General features: G+C 42.0%; 26 protein-coding genes. 11 read left to right on the top strand and 15 right to left on the bottom strand.

What is annotated here, in order from left to right; all coding sequences use genetic code 11:
- Positions 1-15: 15 nt before the first annotated feature.
- The 6 genes from BCU94_RS10130 to BCU94_RS10105 form a co-directional block, all read right to left on the bottom strand.
- Positions 16-1,329, bottom strand: a complete 1,314-nt coding sequence (locus BCU94_RS10130) for an ABC transporter permease (RefSeq protein ID WP_102476314.1) — start codon at positions 1,327-1,329, stop codon at positions 16-18.
- 21 nt (positions 1,330-1,350) lie between these two features.
- Positions 1,351-2,079 (bottom strand): ABC transporter ATP-binding protein, encoded by a 729-nt coding sequence (locus BCU94_RS10125; RefSeq protein WP_102476313.1) that lies wholly within the window; start codon positions 2,077-2,079, stop codon positions 1,351-1,353.
- 104 nt (positions 2,080-2,183) lie between these two features.
- On the bottom strand, positions 2,184-2,417 hold the full coding sequence (locus BCU94_RS10120) for a hypothetical protein (RefSeq protein WP_102476312.1): 234 nt from the start codon (positions 2,415-2,417) through the stop codon (positions 2,184-2,186).
- An 80-nt stretch (positions 2,418-2,497) separates the two neighbouring features.
- Complete coding sequence (locus BCU94_RS10115; protein WP_102476311.1) at positions 2,498-3,757, bottom strand: HlyD family efflux transporter periplasmic adaptor subunit; 1,260 nt, start codon at positions 3,755-3,757, stop codon at positions 2,498-2,500.
- A 254-nt stretch (positions 3,758-4,011) separates the two neighbouring features.
- The gene (locus BCU94_RS10110; RefSeq protein ID WP_102438638.1) at positions 4,012-4,860 is read right to left on the bottom strand and encodes a cobalamin-binding protein; all 849 of its coding nucleotides are present in this window, start codon (positions 4,858-4,860) and stop codon (positions 4,012-4,014) included.
- 97 nt (positions 4,861-4,957) lie between these two features.
- Positions 4,958-5,995: a DUF2235 domain-containing protein gene (locus tag BCU94_RS10105; protein ID WP_102438640.1), complete on the bottom strand. Its 1,038-nt coding sequence runs from the start codon at positions 5,993-5,995 to the stop codon at positions 4,958-4,960.
- Between the two features lie 153 nt (positions 5,996-6,148).
- On the opposite strand from BCU94_RS10105, the gene BCU94_RS10100 reads away from it, so the two are divergent.
- The 11 genes from BCU94_RS10100 to BCU94_RS10050 all read left to right on the top strand — a co-directional run bounded on the left by BCU94_RS10100 (position 6,149) and on the right by BCU94_RS10050 (position 16,213).
- Positions 6,149-6,691, top strand: coding sequence for a hydrolase (locus BCU94_RS10100; RefSeq protein WP_102476310.1), 543 nt, complete (start codon positions 6,149-6,151; stop codon positions 6,689-6,691).
- Between the two features lie 349 nt (positions 6,692-7,040).
- Complete coding sequence (locus BCU94_RS10095) at positions 7,041-7,325, top strand: J domain-containing protein (RefSeq protein ID WP_076541642.1); 285 nt, start codon at positions 7,041-7,043, stop codon at positions 7,323-7,325.
- Between the two features lie 7 nt (positions 7,326-7,332).
- Positions 7,333-7,866: a hypothetical protein gene (locus BCU94_RS10090; protein WP_076541640.1), complete on the top strand. Its 534-nt coding sequence runs from the start codon at positions 7,333-7,335 to the stop codon at positions 7,864-7,866.
- Positions 7,866-8,624 carry a hypothetical protein gene (locus BCU94_RS10085; RefSeq protein ID WP_102476309.1) on the top strand — a complete coding sequence of 253 codons (759 nt, stop codon included), beginning with the start codon at positions 7,866-7,868 and terminating at the stop codon, positions 8,622-8,624. The genes BCU94_RS10090 and BCU94_RS10085 overlap by 1 nt, the downstream gene beginning before the upstream one ends.
- A 12-nt stretch (positions 8,625-8,636) precedes the next feature.
- The gene (locus BCU94_RS10080; RefSeq protein ID WP_102438645.1) at positions 8,637-9,536 is read left to right on the top strand and encodes a hypothetical protein; all 900 of its coding nucleotides are present in this window, start codon (positions 8,637-8,639) and stop codon (positions 9,534-9,536) included.
- A gap of 140 nt (positions 9,537-9,676) precedes the next feature.
- Positions 9,677-11,020: an AarF/ABC1/UbiB kinase family protein gene (locus tag BCU94_RS10075; protein WP_102438647.1), complete on the top strand. Its 1,344-nt coding sequence runs from the start codon at positions 9,677-9,679 to the stop codon at positions 11,018-11,020.
- 124 nt (positions 11,021-11,144) lie between these two features.
- Positions 11,145-11,528, top strand: coding sequence for a VOC family protein (locus tag BCU94_RS10070; RefSeq protein ID WP_102438649.1), 384 nt, complete (start codon positions 11,145-11,147; stop codon positions 11,526-11,528).
- A gap of 338 nt (positions 11,529-11,866) precedes the next feature.
- Positions 11,867-12,634, top strand: a complete 768-nt coding sequence (gene bla / locus BCU94_RS10065) for a subclass B1 metallo-beta-lactamase (RefSeq protein ID WP_102438651.1) — start codon at positions 11,867-11,869, stop codon at positions 12,632-12,634.
- A 25-nt stretch (positions 12,635-12,659) separates the two neighbouring features.
- Positions 12,660-14,423, top strand: a complete 1,764-nt coding sequence (locus BCU94_RS10060; RefSeq protein WP_102476308.1) for a pseudouridine synthase — start codon at positions 12,660-12,662, stop codon at positions 14,421-14,423.
- Between the two features lie 274 nt (positions 14,424-14,697).
- Positions 14,698-15,117, top strand: coding sequence for a DUF4339 domain-containing protein (locus tag BCU94_RS10055; RefSeq protein ID WP_102438656.1), 420 nt, complete (start codon positions 14,698-14,700; stop codon positions 15,115-15,117).
- A gap of 73 nt (positions 15,118-15,190) precedes the next feature.
- Complete coding sequence (locus BCU94_RS10050) at positions 15,191-16,213, top strand: DUF4339 domain-containing protein (protein WP_102476307.1); 1,023 nt, start codon at positions 15,191-15,193, stop codon at positions 16,211-16,213.
- A 252-nt stretch (positions 16,214-16,465) separates the two neighbouring features.
- Here the strand turns inward: BCU94_RS10050 and ybaK are convergent, their stop codons facing one another.
- The 9 genes from ybaK to cobT all read right to left on the bottom strand — a co-directional run bounded on the left by ybaK (position 16,466) and on the right by cobT (position 23,523).
- Positions 16,466-16,936, bottom strand: coding sequence for a Cys-tRNA(Pro) deacylase (gene ybaK, locus BCU94_RS10045; RefSeq protein WP_102476306.1), 471 nt, complete (start codon positions 16,934-16,936; stop codon positions 16,466-16,468).
- 48 nt (positions 16,937-16,984) lie between these two features.
- Positions 16,985-17,404 carry a VOC family protein gene (locus BCU94_RS10040; protein WP_102438662.1) on the bottom strand — a complete coding sequence of 140 codons (420 nt, stop codon included), beginning with the start codon at positions 17,402-17,404 and terminating at the stop codon, positions 16,985-16,987.
- Position 17,405: 1 nt separating this feature from the next.
- Positions 17,406-18,131 (bottom strand): Type 1 glutamine amidotransferase-like domain-containing protein, encoded by a 726-nt coding sequence (locus tag BCU94_RS10035; protein ID WP_102476305.1) that lies wholly within the window; start codon positions 18,129-18,131, stop codon positions 17,406-17,408.
- Positions 18,132-18,194: 63 nt separating this feature from the next.
- Positions 18,195-18,434: a hypothetical protein gene (locus BCU94_RS10030; RefSeq protein WP_198589317.1), complete on the bottom strand. Its 240-nt coding sequence runs from the start codon at positions 18,432-18,434 to the stop codon at positions 18,195-18,197.
- A 90-nt stretch (positions 18,435-18,524) separates the two neighbouring features.
- Positions 18,525-19,172, bottom strand: coding sequence for a cob(I)yrinic acid a,c-diamide adenosyltransferase (gene cobO / locus BCU94_RS10025; protein WP_102476304.1), 648 nt, complete (start codon positions 19,170-19,172; stop codon positions 18,525-18,527).
- Complete coding sequence (locus BCU94_RS10020; protein ID WP_102476326.1) at positions 19,169-20,689, bottom strand: cobyric acid synthase; 1,521 nt, start codon at positions 20,687-20,689, stop codon at positions 19,169-19,171. The genes cobO and BCU94_RS10020 overlap by 4 nt, the downstream gene beginning before the upstream one ends.
- A 212-nt stretch (positions 20,690-20,901) precedes the next feature.
- Complete coding sequence (gene cobU / locus BCU94_RS10015; RefSeq protein WP_102476303.1) at positions 20,902-21,453, bottom strand: bifunctional adenosylcobinamide kinase/adenosylcobinamide-phosphate guanylyltransferase; 552 nt, start codon at positions 21,451-21,453, stop codon at positions 20,902-20,904.
- Between the two features lie 53 nt (positions 21,454-21,506).
- The gene (locus BCU94_RS10010) at positions 21,507-22,355 is read right to left on the bottom strand and encodes an adenosylcobinamide-GDP ribazoletransferase (RefSeq protein ID WP_102476302.1); all 849 of its coding nucleotides are present in this window, start codon (positions 22,353-22,355) and stop codon (positions 21,507-21,509) included.
- 100 nt (positions 22,356-22,455) lie between these two features.
- Positions 22,456-23,523, bottom strand: a complete 1,068-nt coding sequence (gene cobT, locus BCU94_RS10005; protein ID WP_102476301.1) for a nicotinate-nucleotide--dimethylbenzimidazole phosphoribosyltransferase — start codon at positions 23,521-23,523, stop codon at positions 22,456-22,458.
- Between the last annotated feature and the right edge of the window lie 20 nt (positions 23,524-23,543).

Here is a 23,543-nt window from a genome sequence, read left to right as displayed (position 1 = left end):
CCTTTTTCTGGTTAGCTATTGTGCTTTCAAATACACACTTGGTTTAGTGCGGCACACGACCCAAGCAGGATAAACACCCGCTAACACAGCGGTTGAAATGGCAATTAATGGGGTAATAATCCACATACTGCTATCAAGCCCTGCCACGCTGGCATCGACATTAAATTGTGATTCAAGCAGGATTAGTGCCCCCCAAGCCCATAACAACCCGACCACGCCACCAATAAAACCGATAATGCCAACTTCAACCATATATTGACTGAATATTTGCCCACGGCTAGCACCAATAGCACGGCGAACACCGACTTCTGGCGCACGCTTTAAAAACTTTGTCAGCAATAATCCAAGAATATTGACTAAGCACACCGTCAGAAACAATACACTCAATCCCACTAAGATTTTGTTATCCCTCGGTACGACATTATTGTCCTCAAGCCACTTCTCCACATGACTTATCTGTACAGCTTCTTTGGCTGTTTTAGCCGTATCAGTAAAGCGGCCAAAGCTGCGTTGCTGTTCAACATATTGCGTTAACCACGTTTGTAACTGTTGCTTATCAGCTTCTGTATCTAATAGTGTCCAGAATTGAATCCAAACTTTCTCAGAATTCAATCTATCTTGGTGGGTCAACATCGGTTCAAACTGCCATCCTTGGGTATTACCCCAAACATCAAATTCTTCTTGTTCGGTTAATGAGAAGGGAATAAATATATTCTCTGCATCATTAAAACCACCATTGGTAGGATCATAGTATTTAGGTTGTGGATTCCAATCCTTTATCACCCCAACAATTTGATATGGTTTACGGTTTAAATAAATTGTTTTACCAATACTATTCTCACCATCAAAAAAAGTAGTATTAAGTTTTTCACTAATCACCACTTGATACGCTGGCAGAGAATCAACACTTTTATCCCATCGCTCACCGTATAGGAATGGCACTTCAAAAATGGTAAAAAAATCGCCATCAATCACTCGAACACTTTCTAAAGTCGGCTCTTTTTTAGGATCATCAGACTGCATGGCCAGTCCCGTTCGATAAGAAGCGGCTTTAAGCTTTAGATCATTATGATTTCTAAGGTTAATTACATCCGTGTAGGTGATGTTTGACATGAACTCATCCCATGAATCTAATCCTTGGCTCCACAGCTGCACCGAGTTAATTTGCTCGCTACGCTCCCCTGCGGGGTTATAGGACATGGTTTTATAGACATTTAAGGTGGTGATGGTAATACCAATGCCAATAGATATGGCTAATATCATTAGCAATGACAACATGGGTGTTTTCTTGATGCTGCGCCAAGCAAGATCGCAATAGTATAAAAACATAGTGACTCTCCTACTGAGTGATTAAGCGCCGTTAGCGACTTTTTGTAAGTCGGCTACCACACTGTGGTCAGCTTGTTGATACATCGAAAAATCACAAACCTGGCCATCGACAATTTGGATATTGCGCTGAGCGCGGCGAGCAAGTTCGGCATCATGGGTTACCATAATAATGGTGGTCCCTGACTGATTAATATTTTCTAATAATTCCATCACTTGGCGCGCCATTAAGCTGTCTAAATTACCCGTTGGCTCATCGGCAAGTAAAAAACGAGGTTCACCAGCCAGCGCTCGAGCAATAGCAACTCGTTGCTGTTGCCCGCCGGATAGTTGCGTCGGTAAATGCTTCATTCTGGCAGCAAGACCGACTTGTTCTAATGCTGATTCCACACGGCGCTTGCGCTCAGCCTTATTAAAGCCACGATAGCGCAGAGGTACTTCAACATTTTCAGCTAAATTCAAATCAGGAATAAGGTTAAATCCTTGGAAAATGAAACCAATTTTTTCATTGCGAACTTGGGCACTTTTATTGTCATTAAGGTTTGATACATTGACGCCATCAAGGTGATATTCGCCGTCAGTAAAACCTTCAAGCAAACCTGCAATATTCAAAAAGGTGGTTTTACCTGAACCTGATGGCCCTGTTACAGCAACAAACTCACCTTCTGCCACTTCAAGGTTAAACTCCCGTAATGCATGGGTTTCGACTAAGTCCGTTTTAAATACTTTGCTAATATTTTTCATTGATAACATTGTTGTATTTCCTTGTTTAACTCGGCGGTATTTCATACCACTTCAAGTTCAATTAATTTGTTTAACCTTCCATATATGATCGATATGGCATGATTGAATAGGCGTTAAAAAATCACCACTATCTGTAATACTGAGGAGATGTCGAGCTTGATGAAGGCGTTAACTAAGTCATTCTGAACCGCTTCAGTCGCGCTATCTGACACTTGAGCGGTTAAATCAATGAGCTGAAAAGTGAATGACAACCAGTCTAGGCTGGCATCTATACGATAACTCACCGCTAAACTTAAAAGCATCAAAGCCATCACGCTAATAAAGGGTCTAGTTTGTAATTTTTTCATGGTCGTATCCTTACCGAGCTTGGATTAAATTTGTTGGATAAAATTTAAGTTTTTATAAATTCTGATTATCTAATTTGAGCTTATCTAAGCTGAATAGTGTCATCGTTACTAAAAGCTTCGGTGCCTGAAATTACCCACACATCACCTTCTTTACCGCCTTCAATCACTTCCACCTGACTCATACTTCTCACACCTAAAGTCACGGCCGTCTTTTGGGCTATATCATCAGTCAATAAATAAGCTGTTGAGCCACCGCGATTTAAAAAGTCGCCGCGCTTAACCATTAATACATTGGGGCGGTTTTCCAGTAATACTCGAGCCGATAAGCGCTGATTTTGACGTAATGACAATTGCTCATCAGCATCAAAGCGAACTCTGGCAGTGACTTCACGGTTACGCACTTCTGGTGAGATTGAGGACAATTGCCCCATGACATTGATATTGCCAAAGCTCAGCTCTACATCCATGCCGATACCTAAGTCATCAGCATAAGATTCAGGTACGGCGAGCTCTGCTTCAAAGGCACTTAAATCCACCACGGTTAAAATAGGTTGGCTGGCACCAATACGGGCTTTTTGCTCCACCAGCCAGTTACCAATAATGCCTTTCACTGGGGCTTTAATGTTAAGCGCACCAAGTTGACGGGCTAACTCCTTGACCACTAACGCTTGTCTAGACACTTCTTCGGCACGATTTTTAAGCTCAAATGCTAAGGTATCGCCCATTAAGTCAACTTCGGCAATGGCATGTTGATGCAGCAATTTTGCTTTGTGCAGATCATCCTTACCCTTTTCAAAATCGATTCGACTAATCAAACGGCTTTCAATCAGTTGATCGCCGCGGCGACTTTCACGATCTGCCGCCTCTAAGTCCACTTTGGCCATGTCTAACACTTGGCTAACTCTGAGTTGTTCTCGGCGAGCATCTAACTTGGCCCGTTCTAAATTACTTTCCATTGCCCCATACAATGATTGCTGCTGCTCATAAGAATTTTGTAACTTAGGGCTTTCTATTTGAGCAACCACTTGACCAAGTTCAACGATATCGCCAGGTTGGCTCAGCATAGTCACCACACCTTGTTCAGTGCTATATAAAACAGGTGCATTAGCAGCAACGATTTTACCGGTGGTGGCAATATCACGAACCAAAGTGCCGCGAGTCAGTGTTGCTAGCCTTAAGTCAGTTGCATCAATTGAGCGAATATTATTGTCATGTCCTAAGCTTGCCCACACCAACGCACTCATCAACAAGCCAAGGGTACCAATCACTAATGGCATTTTTAGCTTATTGGTTAGCTTTGGCTGAATAACCTTATCTTGTCCGCTGGTATCTTTAATCATCATTAATCCTAGAATGCGCTCAATGCTGCATTTATCAATCATATTGCATTGGATATAGCACAGGCTGTGCCATAAATTAAATAATGATATTAATTAGATACTTAAGATATTTTAATTATACGACCAACAATCGAAAGTGTCCGCGGACACCTTGTAAAGTGTCCGCATTAAAATGAGAAGTGTCCGAAAACAAAAAAAGTGTCCGCGCGGACACTTTTGGGCAATCTATATTGAACTGCTTAATTCAAGCCGCTTTAGGGCTGACGCACTTTATCCAATGCACCACACAAGGCTTCAACACCTAAAATAGCCCGTGGGGAGGCGCGATGCAGTACATCAGCATTGAGTTGATAGATATGCTGATTTTTAACTGCGGGTAATTCTGGCCACTGTGACCAATCAACACCAATAACGTTGCCCTCATCTTGGCTTTGTAAAATCACTTCTGCCATGGTGAGCAATACATTCTCAACGCTTACTTGCGGGTATTCACTGGCTGCATCGATAAAAACATTTTCACCATGACAAGCTTCGATAATATGCTCTATCCAACTGCCTTTAGATACTGTCATTAACGGCGTTGACCACAACTGGTAAAACACTTTTACTGGCGACTTTAATTGATTTTCAGCGCGGATATCCGTTAGCTGCTGACGATAGTTTGCTGCGACTTTCGCCGCTTTATCTTGATTACCCGTAAGCTCACCCAATTGTTCTAATTCATTGGCTACATCATCAAGGCTTTTAGGATCGCTATTAAACACCTTAAAGCCTAGCTGAGTTAGCTGGGTGATATCGTCCATTTTATTGCCGCTATTCCACACCACGATTAAGTCAGGGTTTAGCTCTAACACTCGCTCAATTTGAATACCGTAGTAACCACCGATACTGGGAATAGACTTTGCTGCCTCTGGAAAATCAGTATGATCAGTAGTGGCAACAATAGACTCGCCAGCACCGATGGCATAGAGCATTTCAACCGCGTGGGGCGAAAGCGCTATGATACGTTTAGCGGGTTCGGCTTCTTTTGTCTTAGCGTCTAAAAAAGGACTTACCACAGTTGTGATGATAAAAAAGATACTGATGGAAATTCGTGACAACATGCTTTTCCTTTGAAAAATTACACTGGGGTTATTGGGTCAATGCTATCCCAGACTCTATCTGCAACCGACCATTACTTCAAACAACTCAGTCAATGAGCTACTCAATGAGTGTATCAGGCCAACCGTGAGTATCGATGTAAGCTTGTAAGTTTTTAGGTCTATATTTCATGTCAGCATCCCACCTTTGTTTCACTGATTGATGTATCCAAATAGGTTTCTCGCAGTCAGTTAGCGGGCGATGATATTCACCACGAATACGATACACATGCTTTTTAGACTTATGCTTGGTCGCCATAGGATTAGGGCGCAAACTGTCATGCAAATGGGTCTCAAATGCTAAGTCAAATTCACTGGCTTGTTGCATCATCCATTTAAGCGCGATATCCGATAAACAGCTCTGATCATCATCAGGCTTATAACTGCCGCCTATATTACTGTGCACCCCTGCAAACCACACTTGTTGAATATTCATGTTGCTGCGAGGCTGCCAAATGGTGGGTCTAAAGTCGTCACGCACTTCATCAATGGCCAAAGCATGGCGCGCTACGCTAACATTACGCCCAAGCTTAGTGTCGTAAAACTCATCTTTATCTTCAAATAAGCCTAAAAATGAGAATGGAATTCCCATGGCGCCGACGGTATCCCACACCCCAACAAATTTGACCTGCCTTGATGGGTAACTGTATTGCTCACGAAAAGCGATGGATTTTGCGCCATCAGGCTTATAAGGTTTTGATTTGGATTTATAGTGCTCAAACGCCGCTTGAATTTGATTGGCATCGGGGCGCTTTAGAATGCCGCAGTTATTAATTAAGCCGCATAAACTGCGCACGGTATAAGCGCCGCGGCTAAAACCAAACAGATATATTTCATCGCCTTCGTGGTAGTTTTGCACGATATAGCGATAACAATCCATAATGTTCTTTTGAACACCACTGCCGGTTATGCCACCAGATACTGAGTCATAATATGAGCCGACGCCCCAATCGTAAAACACCTGTTGCGCCACACCATCATCGGCAATGGGTTTAATACCTCTGGCAATACGTAGCACATTGGTGGGAAAGTCTTTTTTAAGGTCTTTCTCTGGGCGGTTCCAAGTGCCATCGGCACAAATAACAATACGTTTTTTCATTATATCTTCCTTGAATTACAGCAATAAGTGCTAAGTAATAAAATAGTATCAATCCTTGCTAGCAGATAAAGCTTCGACCTTTAGACTATAGTCAGCCCGCCCTAACAGGGTTTACTCTAACTCAGTTATTGAGCCATAAACAAAGGAGTTTTTATGTTAACTGCGGATCAATCTGTACTGGTGATTGTGGATGTGCAAGGTAAACTTGCACAGGTAATGCAGCAATCTTCGGCGCTGCATCATCAGCTCGCTATCTTGATCCAAGGGGCGCAATTATTTGATATTCCAATTTTATGGCTAGAACAACTGCCCGATAAATTAGGTCCGACCTCAGCGCAATTGAGCGAGCATTTATCTAAAACTACCCAAGTGATTGCTAAATCTCACTTTAGCGCATGGCAGTGCCAGGAGTTTCAGCAGCAGTTAACGCGCTTAAATCGCAATCAGATTATTCTCGCGGGCATTGAAACCCATGTATGTGTTTATCAAACCTGTCAGGATTTGTTGGCTAATCGTTACCATGTGCATTTAGTTGCCGATGCGGTGTCATCGCGCATTGAGGCCAATAGAGCCTTAGGCATTGAAATGATGCAAGCCCTAGGCGCTAAACTCACTAACACTGAATCTTGTTTATTTGAATTGCAACATCAAGCGACAGGCGAGCGCTTTAAATCATTACTTAAGTTGATCAAATAGCAATTCTAAATTAAAGCCTTATGGATGATTGTTAGCGCTTTGATACCAAGCAAATGGCTTTTTAGATGTCATATTTAATCCCATGTAACCTTTATCATTGGGCATGATTTGGACTTAAATAATCGCATTTCTTGCGCTAAACACTGCTGCATGCAAACTTAGTTTCTCGATTTATCCTCCCAAGATTGTCAATAAATTGCTGTAAATCTAACCTGTGTATTTTGTATTAAGCTAAACTTACTGATAGTTTTATGGGAAACACAGTATTTCTGTTATTATTTGCAACCAAATAATCATAATTTAATGGATTAGCACTCGCTATCCAAGTTCATTCGCCACAGGTAAAAATATGATTAACCACTTCACCGTCCTCGGTGTTAAAGCCAGTGCCAAAGAAGACGAAATAAAAAAAGCCTATAAACGTTTATCAAATAAGCTGCACCCCGATAAACTGCTTAACGCATCTGAAGAAGAAAAGCATCAAGCTGCAGAGCAGCTACAAAGGGTTAAAAATGCCTATGATGTTTTATCTGATAAAAAATTAAGAACTGCATTTATTAAAGATTTTAATAATGTCATCGTGACCAATCCTACAGCGGCAATGACCGAGCTGTGGGACCAATTTTATTCTTGAGAAACCCATGAGCCAAACACTTAATATCTCACGCATCAATGAGTTAAAAAATAATGCCTATGACAATATCGAATCGTACAACGACCCCGATACCCCTGATGCATTAGCAAAATTCACCAACTCAATGAAAGAGATTTTATTAGCCGATCCGTCGATGCTAGCTGCGGTACCCGAGTATTTACCGGTTGCCTTATTTAATCGCATTCGTTTTTCTGACGAAGCCAAAATGAAATGGGCAGGCTGGATTGATAATGCGGTATTGCCAACATGGGACGAGTTTAAAGTCACGGTGCAGTTCAACAATGCCGATGTGCCATTAGTCCTTGCAGTACGTAAATATTCTGAAGAACTGTTAATTGAAAGCTGCGCCGTGGTTTATCTGCTTAATACTCAAGATAACGTGGTTGCACCAAGTAAGTCTTTTGCTTCATCTGAAGGTGGCAATAGCGACGATGGTTATGACCCATATAATAATGATGACGACAGCCAAAGCGAAGATGAAGAAGGCTATTACGACCAATATGATGAAGAGGAGCGTTAATGAACAATCTTATTGAAATCACTGCTGCTGAGATTAAAGATCTCGCTGATGTTGAGCCACAACAAGCCAGTAAGCGCTTCGAAATCATTGCTAACACAATGAATGATGAGCAGCTTGTTGATGTCATTGAGCATATGGATATCGTTACCTTAACTCAAATCAACAGTCATCATGATATTTCTTGTCCGTCGATCATGTCTGAGCTGATGACCCCAGAGCAGATCCGCGACATCGTATGCCAACAGCCTTTGTATTGGGAAGAGCAGGTTAAAACTAATGTTGATGAGCTAATGCATCATACCTTTGAGTTTTTAACCTACCTTATTCGTATTCAAGGTACTGAAGAAAAACAAGCTGCTATTTTAGAATGTATTGCTGAAGATCCTGCTGGGTTATTTTACTTATCAATTCCCTTTATTGAGTTGATTTTGGCGCCATCAGCCGAGCAAGACCACAACACTATTTTTGATTCTTACGATGACGAAGATGATGGTGAAACAGTGGGTTATAGCAACTGGCAAGCAGATGAAGAAGCCCATAGCCTAGCGATGGATGATCCCCGCAGCCTATTGGCATTAATTCAACAAATTGCGCCTGAAGTGGCCAAGTCGATTAAAAATCTGCTGCGTAATGAAAGTTCTGGTTGGGAACAAATCATCGGTAAATTCGTTAATGAGCTGGTGTTACAAGCAAAAGATAAAAACCAAGTGGCTGATGAGTACGCTGAAGTCGATGATATGTTTACTTTTCTTGATTAAGGAAACCAGTTAATGCAGTTAGCATTACGTGATAACAATCAAGGCCCATACTTTAGTCGGGTACTTGAGTATGGCCGCCGTGAAGCACTATTAACCGATGAGCATGTCACCCAAATAAAATCGAAAGCGATTTTAATGAGTCTTAAACTTGCTGATAAGTTTTATAACAAGCACAAAATGCATTTGCTGGAGCAAGCAGCCCATGATGTCATTGGCGTGGTTAGCCTAGGGCTTATTGCACTAACCGGTCACGAACCCGTTGGCTCAATCAACTTGCTGAAAACCCCTGATGGCATAATGAAATGCTTTCAAAAAGGCTGGAGCATGTTGACCACTGTGAGTAAGCATATGCATGGCAGTGAAAAATCACTCTATGGTGATATCAATCCAATACTCATGGAAAAAATCTCGACCCCGCCAGATACAGATGAGTGGCTAGGTTGGCAAGATTATCAAAAAGCGCTTACTGACCACAGAAGTCAAGAAGCCACGAAAGTATTGCTTGAAACCTTTTACGCTAAAACTGAACTCGATCCATTATTTAGTCTTGGGCTTGAAAGCGTGCTGGCTGAAGCCGTGCTTTATCGCATGATGTTTGATGATGCTCGTGTACGTGAAGACATGAAAAAGCGCCTGCGTAAAATTGCGTTAGACGATAAGTGGTTTAGTGTTGAAGTGATTCAAATTCATACCGACCGCGCGTTGAAACTGTTACCAGATTCATTAGCAGAGGCCATTCGCCAAGACTTAGGTAAACATTTTTACCAAGAGTTATTGCGAACGCTTAAGTTTGCCAAGAAATACCGAGAACTTGCCCTTGGTGATGCCAGTCCTGAAAAGCTTGAGCGTTACGAGCAAAAACATGGCCTACAAAGTGTGTTACTCGGTTGGCAAGACACCTTTGAGTTTTAGTGACACCAAAGACACTAAATAGCGCAATATTAAAGGGTAATAACATTACCCTTTTTTTATGCTTTAAACTTCTGATCTGAATATAAATTTCCAACGTATTATCTAACTCAGTATAACGCGAGCAAGTACCGGAGTTGCCCATGAATAGAGATGTTACTGACAGAAATAGCGCGAGCAGTGTAGCCAAGATCCCCAGTAGTCGTTTATCTCGTTTAGGTAAAATGGGCTCATTAGCATCAAGGGTTGCTGGCAACGTACTGTTTGAAGGCGCCAAACAGCTCAGTAAAGGTCAATCACCTCAGTTGCAACAGCTGGTACTTACTCCCAAGAATATGACTCAAGTGGCTGAAAAGCTCGCTCAACTTCGTGGCGCGGCCATGAAAGTGGGTCAGATGATCTCTATGGATAGTGGTGATTTACTGCCTCCAGAAATCAGTGACATCTTAGCGAAACTCCGCGATGATGCTAAAGCCATGCCCCATAAACAACTGGTTGCGATCCTCAAACAACAATGGGGACAAGATTGGTTAGCTCCTTTTGCCCAATTTGAATTACGCCCTTTTGCAGCCGCCTCTATTGGTCAGGTACATTTAGCCTATCTAGACAGTGGTGAAAAACTAGCAGTTAAAATTCAATATCCCGGTATTAAAGACAGTATCGACAGCGATATTGATAATGTTGCGAGCCTGCTAAAAATGGCGCAGTTAGTGCCCGACCATGTGCAATTTGATAAGTTACTCACTGAAGCTAAAGCACAATTACACCACGAAGCTGATTATCACTACGAAGCTAATTTACTGCAGCAATACTACACTTGGGTCGCTGATACGCCACACTTTGTGGTACCAAGAGTTTATTCGCAGCTTAGCACCGACAGTATTTTAGTGATGCAGTTTATCGAAGGCGTGCCAATAGAATCTGTGCTCAATATGGCGCAAAGCATTCGCGATAAGGTCGCCACCCGGTTACTCAGTCTTTTTTTAGATGAGCTGTTTACCTTTAAGTTAGTACAAACAGATCCCAACTTTGCCAACTTTATGTACCAAGCAGATCCTGACAAAATTGTGCTGTTAGATTTTGGTGCTACCCGCAGCATTTCTGATGATTTATCCAGCGGCTATAACATGTTAATGCAAGGCGCTATGACCAGTGATAGCGCACTCATGACCCAGGCTGCAGCGCAAATTGGTTTTTTTCAAAAACACATTACCCCAGAGCAGCAACAAGTCATTGTCGATATTTTCCATCAAGCCTGTGAGCCATTACGATGTGAAGGGGAATATGATTTTGCCAATAGTAATCTCGCTAAACGCATTACCGACTCAGCCAAGGCCATGAGCACCAAACAAGATGAATGGCACACACCGCCAACCGATGCGATTTTTATCCATCGCAAGTTAGCCGGTATCTACTTACTTGCCTCTCGCATAAAAGCAAAAATTGATGTCAGGCAGCTGTATTTAAGCCATCAAAACAACATCTAGCATTCGCACTTAACGCTGACGTTTATTGCCAAAAGGCTTGTTTAATAATAAAACAGTCCCATATAAGAAAGTGACGTTTATTAAAAAATTTATAAACGCCTTATAATTCAACAAGGAGAGTGACATGTTCAGCCACATCATGATCGGCAGTAACGATATACAAAAATCAAAAGCATTTTACGATGCCACCTTCGCCGTTTTAGGTTACGAACCTGGGGTCATCGATGATAAAGGTCGTTGTTTTTACTTCACTGAAAGCGGTATTTTTGCCATCACTAAACCCATCGATGGCGAACCTGCAACCCACGGCAACGGCACCACTATCGGTTTTAGTGTTAAAGATGCTGCTCAGGGCGATAAATGGCATGAAGTCGGCGCCGCTCATGGCGGCACACCTTGTGAAGAACCGCCTGGAGTACGTTCAAACCCTGCGATGAATTTGTACCTTGCCTATTTACGCGACCCTGATGGCAATAAAATTTGTGTACTGCATCGACTTCCAAAATAATCGCAGTCGTAAATACAAAATAGTAACGACTGAAGTTATTTCTACCGCACGATAAACACTGAAAAATGACTTAAAGTCCAACAATCACATAGCCTTGATACTCGCTATGTGATTGTTAAATTGTCAAAGGCTGACATCAGCAACTCAAATAGCGTCTCTCACTCAAAATAGCTCATAATGCCGCTCAACAAAGGCTCTCATACTGAAGCCTATCAACCTCAAGCGCTACCTGTGTAAAATTAGCCACAATAGTAAGCGGCTACACTATCTTAATAGACTGCACCATCTTAATAGCAATAGGGTAAACTCTAGCCTGTAACCACTTGGACAGAGACTGCATGATGAAATTGGCCATAGCATTATTCCTCGCTTATATTTTACTGTTAGTGCCCAGCACCCACGCTAGCCAAGAACAGTTTAAAAGCGCCACTAATCAGCTTGAACCAACAAAAGGCCAATTATCAGTCAAGCCGTTAATCGACAATGTATTTCAGTTTACCTCTTACTTCCAAACTCAAGATTACGGCTTTGTATCAGCTAATGGCTTAGTGGTTATCGATGGCTCAGAGGCCTACTTGATTGATACCCCATGGACAGAAAAAGATACCATTCAACTGGTGCGATGGATTAAGCAACAAGGCTTTACGCTGCGGGCGAGTATTTCAACTCATTCCCATGATGATCGCGCAGCCGGAATTGGCTACTTAAATACCATAGGGGTTGATACTAACGCCTCTGAATTAACCAATTCATACTTAAAAGCCAATAATAAGCCTTTAGCAAAACAGGCTTTTACAGGCGACAAGTTGCAATTAGCCCACAAGCAGATTGAAGTAAAATATCTCGGTGCAGGCCATACAGAAGATAACCTCGTGGTGTGGCTGCCTGAGTCGAAATTACTATTCGGCGGATGCCTAATAAAAAGTCAAGCTAGCAAAACTATGGGCTATATTGCACAAGCGTCACTTTCTGAGTGGCCAAATACCCTAGATAAAGCCAAAAGCCGTTATAATGATGCAATCATTGTGGTACCAGGTCATGGCAACAATGGCGGATTAGAACTACTCAAGCACACCCAAGAGCTGATTAGTAACCATTTAAAGTAATTTATTGAAAAAGAAGCTGTAGAAGATGCCAACTGATAATAACGCAAGCCATTCCACTACAAACCAGCACTGCTTTGTGCCATTTAACACCAATGTAGATGGATATACATTGCCGGAAAAATTTACTTTCCCCTTTTATTATCAGCCACACCCATTAGCGATTATCGCCGCCGAGCAGCTACAAGAGCATTTACAACAGCAAACAGATTGGCTGCATAATTTTGGCATTACCGATAAAGAACATGATCAGTCAGCACCAACTGAAGCATTGCTTAGAAGAGAAGCATCAAAACACCTTCCTGCCATAGGTAAAATGTTTGGGGTATTAGTGGTCAAAAATACTCAGGGACAACTGGGTTTTTTAGCTGCTTTTTCAGGTAAATTAGCTGATAAAAACCTATGGCCACAATTCGTGCCGCCAGTATTTGATATGCTCAGTAAAGATAGTTTTTTCAAACAAGAAAATATCGAAATCAATCAACTCAATGCCCAGCTGGTTGAGTTAGAAAACGATCCATTATTACAGCAGTTGACCACTAAACTAGCGTTAACGCAGCAGCAAGCTGAAAATGCCATCGCGGCGCAGCGATCGCAAATGATCGAAAACAGAAAGTATCGCAAAGCTCAGCGAGCTCAAGCGCAAAGTCTCAATGAAACTGACTTTAAAACCTTATCAATTGAAATGAGCAGACAAAGCGTTAATGATAAATATTGCTTAGCAGAGCTTAAAGAGCATTGGGAGCGGCAAACTAAACTGGTTGCTGAGCCATTAGCTGAATTAGAACAAGCTATTAGTGCTATTAAACAACAAAGAAAGCAGCTATCTAATGGGCTACAGCATAAGTTATTTAGCCACTATCAGTTTTTAAATGCCCTAGGTGAGAGTAGTGATCTTAATAAGATTTTTAATGATGCGCCCAATCATTTACCACCTGCTGGAGCTGGTGAGTGCGCCGCGCCTAAACTGCTACAATATGCCTTTAAACATAATTTCACTCCTATCACTATGGCTGAGTTTTGGTGGGGCATGTCGCCCAAATCTGAAATTAAACAGCATAAAAACTATTACCCTGCATGCCATGGAAAATGCCGCCCAATTTTAGGGCATATGCTTAAAGGCCTACAGGTTGATGAAAATCCACTACTTAGCAACCCTGCTGAAGGGGTCGAGCTTCCCATCGTTTACCAAGACGATCATATTGTGATCGTGAATAAACCAGCGGAGTTTTTATCTGTGCCTGGTAAAAATATCACCGACTCAGTATATAGCAGAATGAAGCAAGCTTTTCCCCACGCCACTGGGCCACTCATAGTACATCGCCTAGATATGTCGACCTCAGGATTAATGGTTATTGCGCTGTCTAAAGAAGCCAATAAGCATTTAGTGCAGCAATTTATCAGTCGTACTGTCACCAAGCGTTATATCGCTAAGATCGATGGGGTCCCACAGCTTGATCGCGGCGATATTACACTGCCATTAAGAGTAGATTTAGACGATAGACCAAAGCAACTTGTCTGTTATTCACACGGAAAAAATGCACAAACCCATTGGCAAAAAGTACAGGAATTAAACAACTCTTGCTTAATTCACTTATTCCCCAAGACAGGCAGAACTCATCAATTAAGAGTCCATTGCGCCCACGCCAAAGGCTTGAACATGCCAATTTTAGGCGATGATTTATATGGAAAAAATGCACAAAGACTGCATTTACATGCTCAATTGCTGTCGATTATTCACCCTAATACAAATCACAGAATAACCTTTGAAGTTAATGCTGACTTCGAATAATCACAATATAAAACAATAGTTTTAAACAACTGAATGAATTAGTGTCAATTTTCTGTCTATTTGGCACTGATAAAAACTCTTAAAAATCCCCATTTCCAAGTGGAAATGTTAATCAATATCAGTTAATGTAATAAGTTCGTACGATATGCGATTTAATTGATAACAACCCAATAAGCTAACGTTTTCTACGTTATAAATTTTAGCCTTCCTACAAGCTGTTGATTAAATTAATAAAACTTTGGCTTACTGCACTATTTAAGGAAAAAAGTGGACTATGAAAGAGTGGTATTTCTCAAATAATGGTGAGATCAGCGGACCATTAAGGCTGGCAGAATCAAATAAGTTTATTGCGTCAAATCCAAATGTTTATGCTTGGCATCCTTCTTATGCGCAGTGGGTTCCTGTAAGTGATATAGAAGAGTTCGATGTTATTGGCTCTCCACCACCTGCACCGGCGGAAATCCCGCAACAACTGATAGAGCATTTCACAGCTAAAGAGCGTGAGCTAAATGCTGCGCTAGGCCGAATAGATAATACGATTCAAACTATCAGTAGTTCAATGGCAGATATTGATCGCGACACCAATCGCTTTAAACAAACCACCAAAGATTTAAACGATAAAGTAGAAGCAACGTTAAAAAGCGTTAATGAGCAATATGCTGCATTACAGAAGACTCTTGCTGGTGTTAACTGATTGAGTAAAGAAACCTTATTACTCTGATTTGCATATAACATTTGTTTATAACTAAAACATTAAGAATACGATTATGAAAAAATGGTTTTTTTCCAAAAATGGCAAAATAACTGGGCCATTTACAGAAGTTGAAGCAAAAGAATTTTTACTCAGTGATGGTAACTGTTATGGATGGCACCCATCATTCACTCAATGGAAACCTGCAAGCAGCATTCCCGAATTTGCCGCCTTTGTTCCAGCAGTGACACCACCAGCTGAAATACCTCAAGCATTAATCGCCGAATTTGCAGCTAAAGATAAAGCATTACAAGCAAAAATACTTAGCATGGAAGAAAGCGTTATTTCTACCAAGGCCTACCTGCTTGAGTTTGAGCAAGAAATTACTAATTATAAAAAATTAACGAATAATCTAAATGATGAAGTTAAAAATAATATTAGTCCTTTTGAAAACAAATATAATTCGCTACAAAACTCATTTGACGAATTAGTTAGTGCGTTATCAATTGCTAAAACTGAAGTTAATGAAGCTGTTACTGAATTTAATCAACGAGTCAACAAACGGCTTGCTGAAAGCGGCACCGATACTAAAGCCGTTACCGCAGCTCCTGTAGCTAAAGATGCTGCAGTAAGTTCGGCAGCTTTATCTGTTGATAATGTCTCTGCAATCAGTGATCAAATTCAAAAAGCACTTGCTGAAAGCATGATGTCAGCAGTAGAAGACGTCAACAACTCAGAACTGACAGCGAAGAAATCGTTAGATCCTGTTGCCGTAGCACCTAAAAAAGCTAAAGCAAAAATTGATAAAATAGAATTCTCTGAAGACATCGCTGAAGATACTCAATCTGAAGCTGAAGAAAAAGCGGCTGGTCTATCTGGCGTGAGTAATATCTTCAAATCTGTCTTCAAGGGGGATCCTAAGACACCGCCAAAAAAGTCAGAAACGCCGGATGATGCAGATCAACTGGTGAAATCAACGAATGCTAACAGCAATGATAAGAAAGCTACTGATAAAAAAGAAGAAGTTGTAGAAACTGAAGATGAAAAAGAAGCCAGAATGAGACGTCGTAGAAGACGTACACATTACATTGCTTCTTAACATTTACAGCTACTGAGGTAATGATATTTAACTGCTGATAGTTGCACCGAATTGAATATCAAAACGGCCTATTTATTAAATAGGCCGTTTTTTATTGAATCGAGTTCGTTGGAATAGTCTTAACAGAGGTGACTCAATGCAGTATTCAGCGACTCAACTTTCCGAGTTGAACATTTGCAATGATTATCACTGTAATCGAATACAAAAATGTCCGCTCACTGCTGCAATCACCTTGTAAATGTCGCTTGGATATTACTCACTGCATATGTTGGCAAAGGTTGCTTGAGTTAGCGTTTGCAAATCTGCTGGCGCCAATGAGATTTCTAAGCCCCTGCGACCCGCGCTCACGTACATGGTATTAAGCTCCTTGGCAGAGCTATTTATCACGGTTTTTAAACACCGTTTTTGTCCTAATGGGCTCACTCCACCAAATACATAACCGGTGGTTTTTTCCGCTAGCCCTTTATCCGCCATGACCGCTTTTTTACCACCAAGAGCTTTAGCAAGTAATTTAAGGCTCAACATTGATGTCATGGGCACAACCGCAACGGCCAATTCCTTGCTGTCTATTGTAACCACTAAAGTCTTAAACACTTGGCTCGCTGACACGCCAAGTTTTTCTACCGCTTCATCACCATAGGACTGGGCATTACTATCATGCTCATATTCATGGATAGTGTGAGGAGTTTTATGTTTTTTGAGGGTGTTAATCGCTGGGGTCATAGTGTCTGTAATAAATCCGTAAATAAGACCACCTAATGCTGTGATCTTTTAGCTGTTAGTATCTGTGATTTGTTGATATTCAAAACTGGTAATTTCAAAAGGATTGCCATCGGGATCTGCAAAGTAAATTGACCAGGTAATTTCATGATCGCTTTCAGTATATTTTATCTTATTCTCAGCAAGTTTTTGTTTCCACATCTGGTAATTATTAGCATCCACCCCAAAAGCGACTGTGGTAAATTTAGGCTTAATACTTTCAAAAAGCGCTAAATGAATATCACCATGCTCGATAGTTAGCGGGCCGTCGCCTTGACTCCAAAAGGCTAACGCTTCGACCAGCCTAAAACCCAGCACTTGTTGATACCAAGCGAATGCCTTTGCCCTATCCCTGACATAAATATGAATATGGTCAACCCGAGTCAGTTTAGGGCCAGTTTGACTGAGTTTTGGCTCATTAGAAACAGACATATTAACTCCGATTAATCCACGTTGGTGCACCAAACTCAGTCAATTGCTTATCGACTAGCACAATTGCATCATCATCTGAACAACACAGCAATGCTTGCTGTTTAGCTAATGGCAGCGACTTAAACAGTGATTGCGTTTGTGCGTCATTAATCTCTGTGGCCGATAGGTGCGGCACAAATAAAAATGGCACTAAGGCTAAAGCGCTGGTATCAATTAATCCCACTTGATTACTATCACCACATAAAGGCGCTGTATCAATTGATGGCGTCATTATCATCGCCCCAGCACTGATCCCAATAATCGCAGTACTAGTTCCTGCACTCTGTTTTACAGGACGATCAATTCTAAGGCGATCAATTTCCGGGCTATCTTGACTTATATCACCCAGTGCCAGTTGATAGAGTAACTTATCTAGCCCACGCTGCTTTAACCAGTATAGGAAACGATAAGTATCGCCACCGGATAAATATATTAGCCCTGCTTGGCGTAAAATACGTTCCGACTCGGTGGTATAACCATCTTCAAGATCAATATAGTTAACCTTGTCAAAGCCAAGGCCCTTAAACATGGCAGCTACTGGCGCAAAATAGCTTCGCTGAGCATCTGGCTCAGATGCTATATAAACTACGCCAGCTTGCTTTTCAGCAATCGACAATGTCGCCACCATAGCTGCTATCGCTTGCTGGGATGCTATTGATGTTGCATCACTTAATAATGCTAATTTCATTGATCTTGTAAGTCCGTTTACTGTTTTGCATTTATGTCACATTTTGCCGAATAGCTAGACTGCTTAGTCGTCTGCTAAAGCATCAAACTGCTGTCTTTTCTCGTCCATAAACTGCTGCATCGCTGCAGGATCTTGCATCAAATGCGCCATTTGCGACATCACTAACATGTGTGGGGCATCTTGCTGCTGAAACATCGCCATAGCGTGCATTTTACTTTGCGCGACCATTTGCTCGAATGTCTCTGCGCGAAATACTTCATCACAAGCGCCACCAAGCTGTTTACAGGTCATTGTTTTCATCATTATCTCTCTTTTTAAATTATTAAAATTCTGTTGTATTAAGCACTTTGGCTTGCATAATGTTACCAAGGGTAAAGCAACAAATAAATTTGATTAATAATCAAACCCTAGCTGCGCTTTAATGCCATCATTAAAAGCGTGTTTTATCGGTTGAACTTCGGACACTGTATCGGCAAGTTCAATGATTTCACGATGGCAGGCACGGCCGGTAATGATAACATGTTGCATGGCTGGGCGATTTTTTAACGCATTCAGTACCCGCTCAACCTCTATGTAGTGATAGCTCACCATATAAGTTAACTCATCTAATAGCACTAAATTAACTGACTCATCTTGTAAGAGTTTTTCAGCTTCAAGCCAGGCTTCCATCGCCGCTTGAGTGTCTTTTTCTTTATCTTGGGTTTCCCAGGTAAAGCCTGTGCCCATGACATGAAACTCAACCCCTGCGCCTTCTAACAGATTGCGCTCGCCACAGGCCCAAGTGCCTTTGATAAATTGCACCACTGCGGCTTTGTGTCCATGGCCGACGGCGCGGGCTACTGAGCCAAAACCTGAAGTCGATTTACCTTTACCGTTACCAGTAAGCACTAGCAAAATGCCTTTTTCATCTTGGGCGGCAGCAATTTTTGCATCAACCCCTTGTTTTACTTTTTGCTGACGCGCTTTATGGCGATCGGCTTTAGTGGCATCGATATTACTGGTTTGGCTCTGGCTTTCGTTTTGGTTTTCATTATCACTCATGAGAGACTTCCTGTTAATTTATCCATATCTAAATGCGCTTCAAGCACATCTGCTAATCGTTCTAATTGTTGTTCACGTATTTGGTTTATATCAATGCTTTTGGCTTGAGCAAGCCCTGCCCACTGCAATATAAGCTCACAGGCATCTGGGCTATCAAATAAACCATGAACATAGGTTGCCAAAATTTGGTTATCATCACTGAGTAGGCCTTCTGCGTACTGCGTATCACTCTGCTGTGATGTGAGACTGATAGGCGCTAGCAAATCTGCAGAAGTTAGCTTTTGAGTCACCCCGCAGTGAATTTCATAACCTTCAATGCTTGCTTTAGCTTGATTAAGCCCTAAGTGACCACTTACTTTACATAGGGTTTTATCTGCCGTCAGTGTGGTTTCAATGGGCAGTAAGCTTAAGCCTTTACTGCTACCTGCCACATCTTCAATGGCATCGGGGTCATGAATATATTGGCCTAACATTTGATAACCACCACAAATGCCTATGACTTTACCGCCATAACGTAAGTGCTTATTAACCTCAAGATCCCAGCCTTGTTGACGCATAAATTCTAAATCTGCTCTGACATTTTTACTGCCTGGTAATATGATTAAATCCACTTTGGGGAAATCTGGATTACTGGATTGGGTTTGCAGGCTAAGATAATGAAACTCAATGTAAGGGTTCAAGCGTAAAGGGTCAAAGTCGGTATGATTACTGATCCTTGGAAAAACTAACACCAGCACTTTGAGCTTATGATTGATAATGGCTAAGTCCTTTTCCGAACCTGTGACTTTCCCATGGGAGTCAATCAGCGCATCTTCAGCATCTAAATGTAAATCATGTAAGTAAGGCAAAACCCCAAATACCGGTTTTTGGGTGTAGTTTTCCAGCCAGTCGATGCCAGATTGTAATAGGCTAATATCGCCACGAAAGCGATTAATCACAAAGCCTTTAACTCTTTGTTGCTCAGATCCACTGAGCAGTGACAAGGTGCCCACAAGGTGGGCAAATACGCCGCCTTTATCAATATCAGCAATAATAATGACAGGGCAATCGACCGCTTCAGCAAAGCCCATATTGGCGATATCCCCTTCGCGCAAATTGATTTCTGCAGGGCTACCTGCCCCTTCAACTACCACCAGCTGATATTGCTGGGTCAAGCGCTCAAAAGACTGTAATACCGCATCCATAGCGAGGGTTTTATAGTTACGGCTTTCCGGGCCAAAAAAAGCTTTTGCCTCTAATGTGGTCAAGGCTTTACCGTGAATAATCACTTGGGAGCCAGTATCACTACTTGGCTTTAATAATACTGGATTAAAATCCGTATGCAGCGCAAGCTTACACGCCACGGCTTGCAATGCTTGGGCGCGGCCAATTTCGCCGCCATCTGCGGTAACTGCGCTATTTAATGCCATATTTTGTGGTTTAAATGGCGCCACCTTAGTACCTTGGCGAGCAAATACCCGACAAAGACCCGCAACTAGGGTGCTTTTACCCGCATCTGATGTGGTGCCTTGCACCATTAAGGTTTTAGCCGCTCCAGCTTGATAGCTATGGCCAGAACTGCCCGTATTGCTTGTGCTAGTTTTAGTTTGGTTTTTAATTTGCATCATGGTTGATTTTTATCTGTCATTTAAGCTGCTATGGCGTGACATTAGAGAAAGTGAATGAGGTATTGGCAGTGTTAACCATGCTTATACAATCGCTGTTGTAAGAATATAGCTTAGCCATAGGTTTAGCGTTTAAGCTCAACGGGTAAGCCTGCAACCACTAAGGTGACCTTGTCAGCGATTTTAGCAATAGCTTGGTTTAACCAACCGGCTTCATCAGCAAAACGACGGCTTAATTCTCCAAGTGGCACAATGCCTGAGCCCACTTCATTGCTGATTAATATCACCTGCGCTTCAAGAGTGGGTAAACATGCCAATAACGCCTGCTTTTGCTGTTGCCATAATTCATCAACACCATCACGGTGGGTCTCTTCACTGGCCACAAGATGATTAGTTAAATACAGCGTGAGGCAATCGACAAACAATACCGTATTCGGGGAGTCATATTTAACTAAGGTATGAGCAATGGCTAGCGACGTTTCAACCAGCTGCCAATCAATATTTGAGTTATCTCTGTCTTGTTGGTGACGTAAAATTCGCTGCTTCATCTCATCATCAAGTGCGGTGGCGGTGGCGATATAGACGCAACGATGCCCTTGCAAAGCGAAAGGCTCAGCAAGGGATTCACCATAACGGCTTTTACCTGAACGGGCACCACCAAGCACCAGATGGATCATGCAGTTTTTCCTTTATTAACATTCATCTAAGCTAAAATTTTTACTTCAAAAATTTAATTTAGCCCTATGACTAAAATTGCGCCATAACACAGTAGTTCAGCAATCTGTTGTGCAGCGCCTAACGTGTCACCGGTATAGCCGCCAATTTGACGATTACCGCCCCATATCAAGGCTTGTCGTAATAACACTAATAGCAATAACAAGCCAAAGGCGACTACGCCGTTTAAGCAGGCTAGTACCACAAAGCCACTTAAGCATAAAATCAATAAATCATTGATGTGCTGATGCTGCGCCAGAGGTTTTGATTTGCTGCCATCATCTTCAGTAACATATTGGCCTGAAAAGATAATGCTCCCTGCTAACACGCGGCTTAAACCATGGGCAACAACAATGGCGACGACCGCATTAATCGGGCTATAAAGGGCAATTTCGACTAACAATTGCCACTTTAATAATAGGCAAAGCACTAAGGCTAAGGTGCCATAAGTGCCTATTCTTGAATCTTTCATGATGCGCAGCTTGTCAGCAACTTTCCAGCCACCACCAAAACCATCAGCGGTATCAGCAAGGCCATCTTCATGAAAGCCTCCTGTGACTAATACGCCGGTTATCATCGCCAAGATCACCGCAACCCCATTAGGCAACACAAACTGACTCACCCAAAACACCGCTGCGCTTATGCTGCCAACAAATAACCCTATTACGCCAAAATAACGGCTAGCTTGATTAAGCTTTTCACTGTCAAACTCAACCCAAGCTGGCACAGGGATTCGAGTGAAGAAACTTAACGCAATAAGCAATAAATTCAGTTGTTTTTTTAGTGTACTTCCACTTTTAGGCGCTTGATAATCAGTTTCATCAGACTGATTTTTTGCCCCCTCAGATGACGACTGTTGCTCCATGACGTTTCCTTTAATTGCCTATCACAGCTAATTGGCTATCACAGCGTTAATATTTACTGCGTTATTTACTTCTCGATTTACTTCTCGATTCGCAGCGCAATTACACCACTGACTTTACGCCGGCATTTTCAAAACTAGCCATATCATTGTAGAAGTTCACCGCCGCTTCAATGATTGGCAGTGATAGCGCAGCGCCTGTACCTTCACCTAGTCTAAACCCTAATTGCAATAATGGTTTAGCATCCATTGCGGCTAGCATTTTAATATGGCCTTGCTCATCTGATTGGTGAGCAAAAATTAAGTAATCTTTTACATCAGGGTGTAATTTAACTGCGGCTAATGCCGCTGCGGTTGCAATAAAGCCATCAATAACCACCAGCATCTTTTTCTCAGCGGCCGCTAAAATAGCGCCTGTCATTTGCACAATTTCAAAGCCGCCAACACAGGCAAGTACATTAACCGGATCGGTAAATTTACTTCTATGCAGGTTAAGCGCTACCCCCAATAACTCGGTTTTAAGAGCAAAGGCTCTATCATCAATCCCCGTACCTCGGCCGACACACTCTTTAATATCTAAGCCTAATAATGCGGCCATAATCGCCGCAGCTGACGAGGTATTGCCAATGCCCATTTCACCAAGCGCAATCAGGTTACAACCTGAATCATAGTGACGTTGCACCACTTCACTTGCATAGCTAAAGCCATCTTTAACCGCTAATAAACTCATGGCCGCTTTTTGATGAATTGCTTGAGTGCCATTGCCTAAACGATGCTGAGTAATACGAGGGGCATCAACTGGCTGCAACATGCCGCAATCAATCACTTCAAGGTTTAAACCCATTTGACGGCAAAAGACATTAATCGCAGCGCCGCCATTGGCAAAGTTAGCCACCATTTGTTGAGTAACTTCACTGGGGGCAATCGATACCCCATGAGCAGCAATACCATGATCGCCAGCAAACACCAACATAGCAGGCTTATTAATACTCAACTTATGCCTAATATTGTACTTTGGTTTCATATTAGCTTGTGGCGTTAGTTGCACTTGCGCAATCTGCATTGCTAGCGTTTCGAGTAACCCTAGCGCCCCTAGCGGCTTAGTTTTCTGATTAATTTTATGCTGTATTTGATCATCAAATTTATGACTAACTGGATCTACCGCAAACATCCCTTACTCTCCAAAACTGC

It is taken from the genome of Shewanella sp. 10N.286.52.C2, assembly GCF_002874545.1.
In the GTDB taxonomy this organism is placed as follows: domain Bacteria; phylum Pseudomonadota; class Gammaproteobacteria; order Enterobacterales; family Shewanellaceae; genus Shewanella.
The sequence above is the reverse complement of the archived record's forward strand: the minus strand, read 5'-3'. Positions and strand labels throughout refer to the sequence as shown.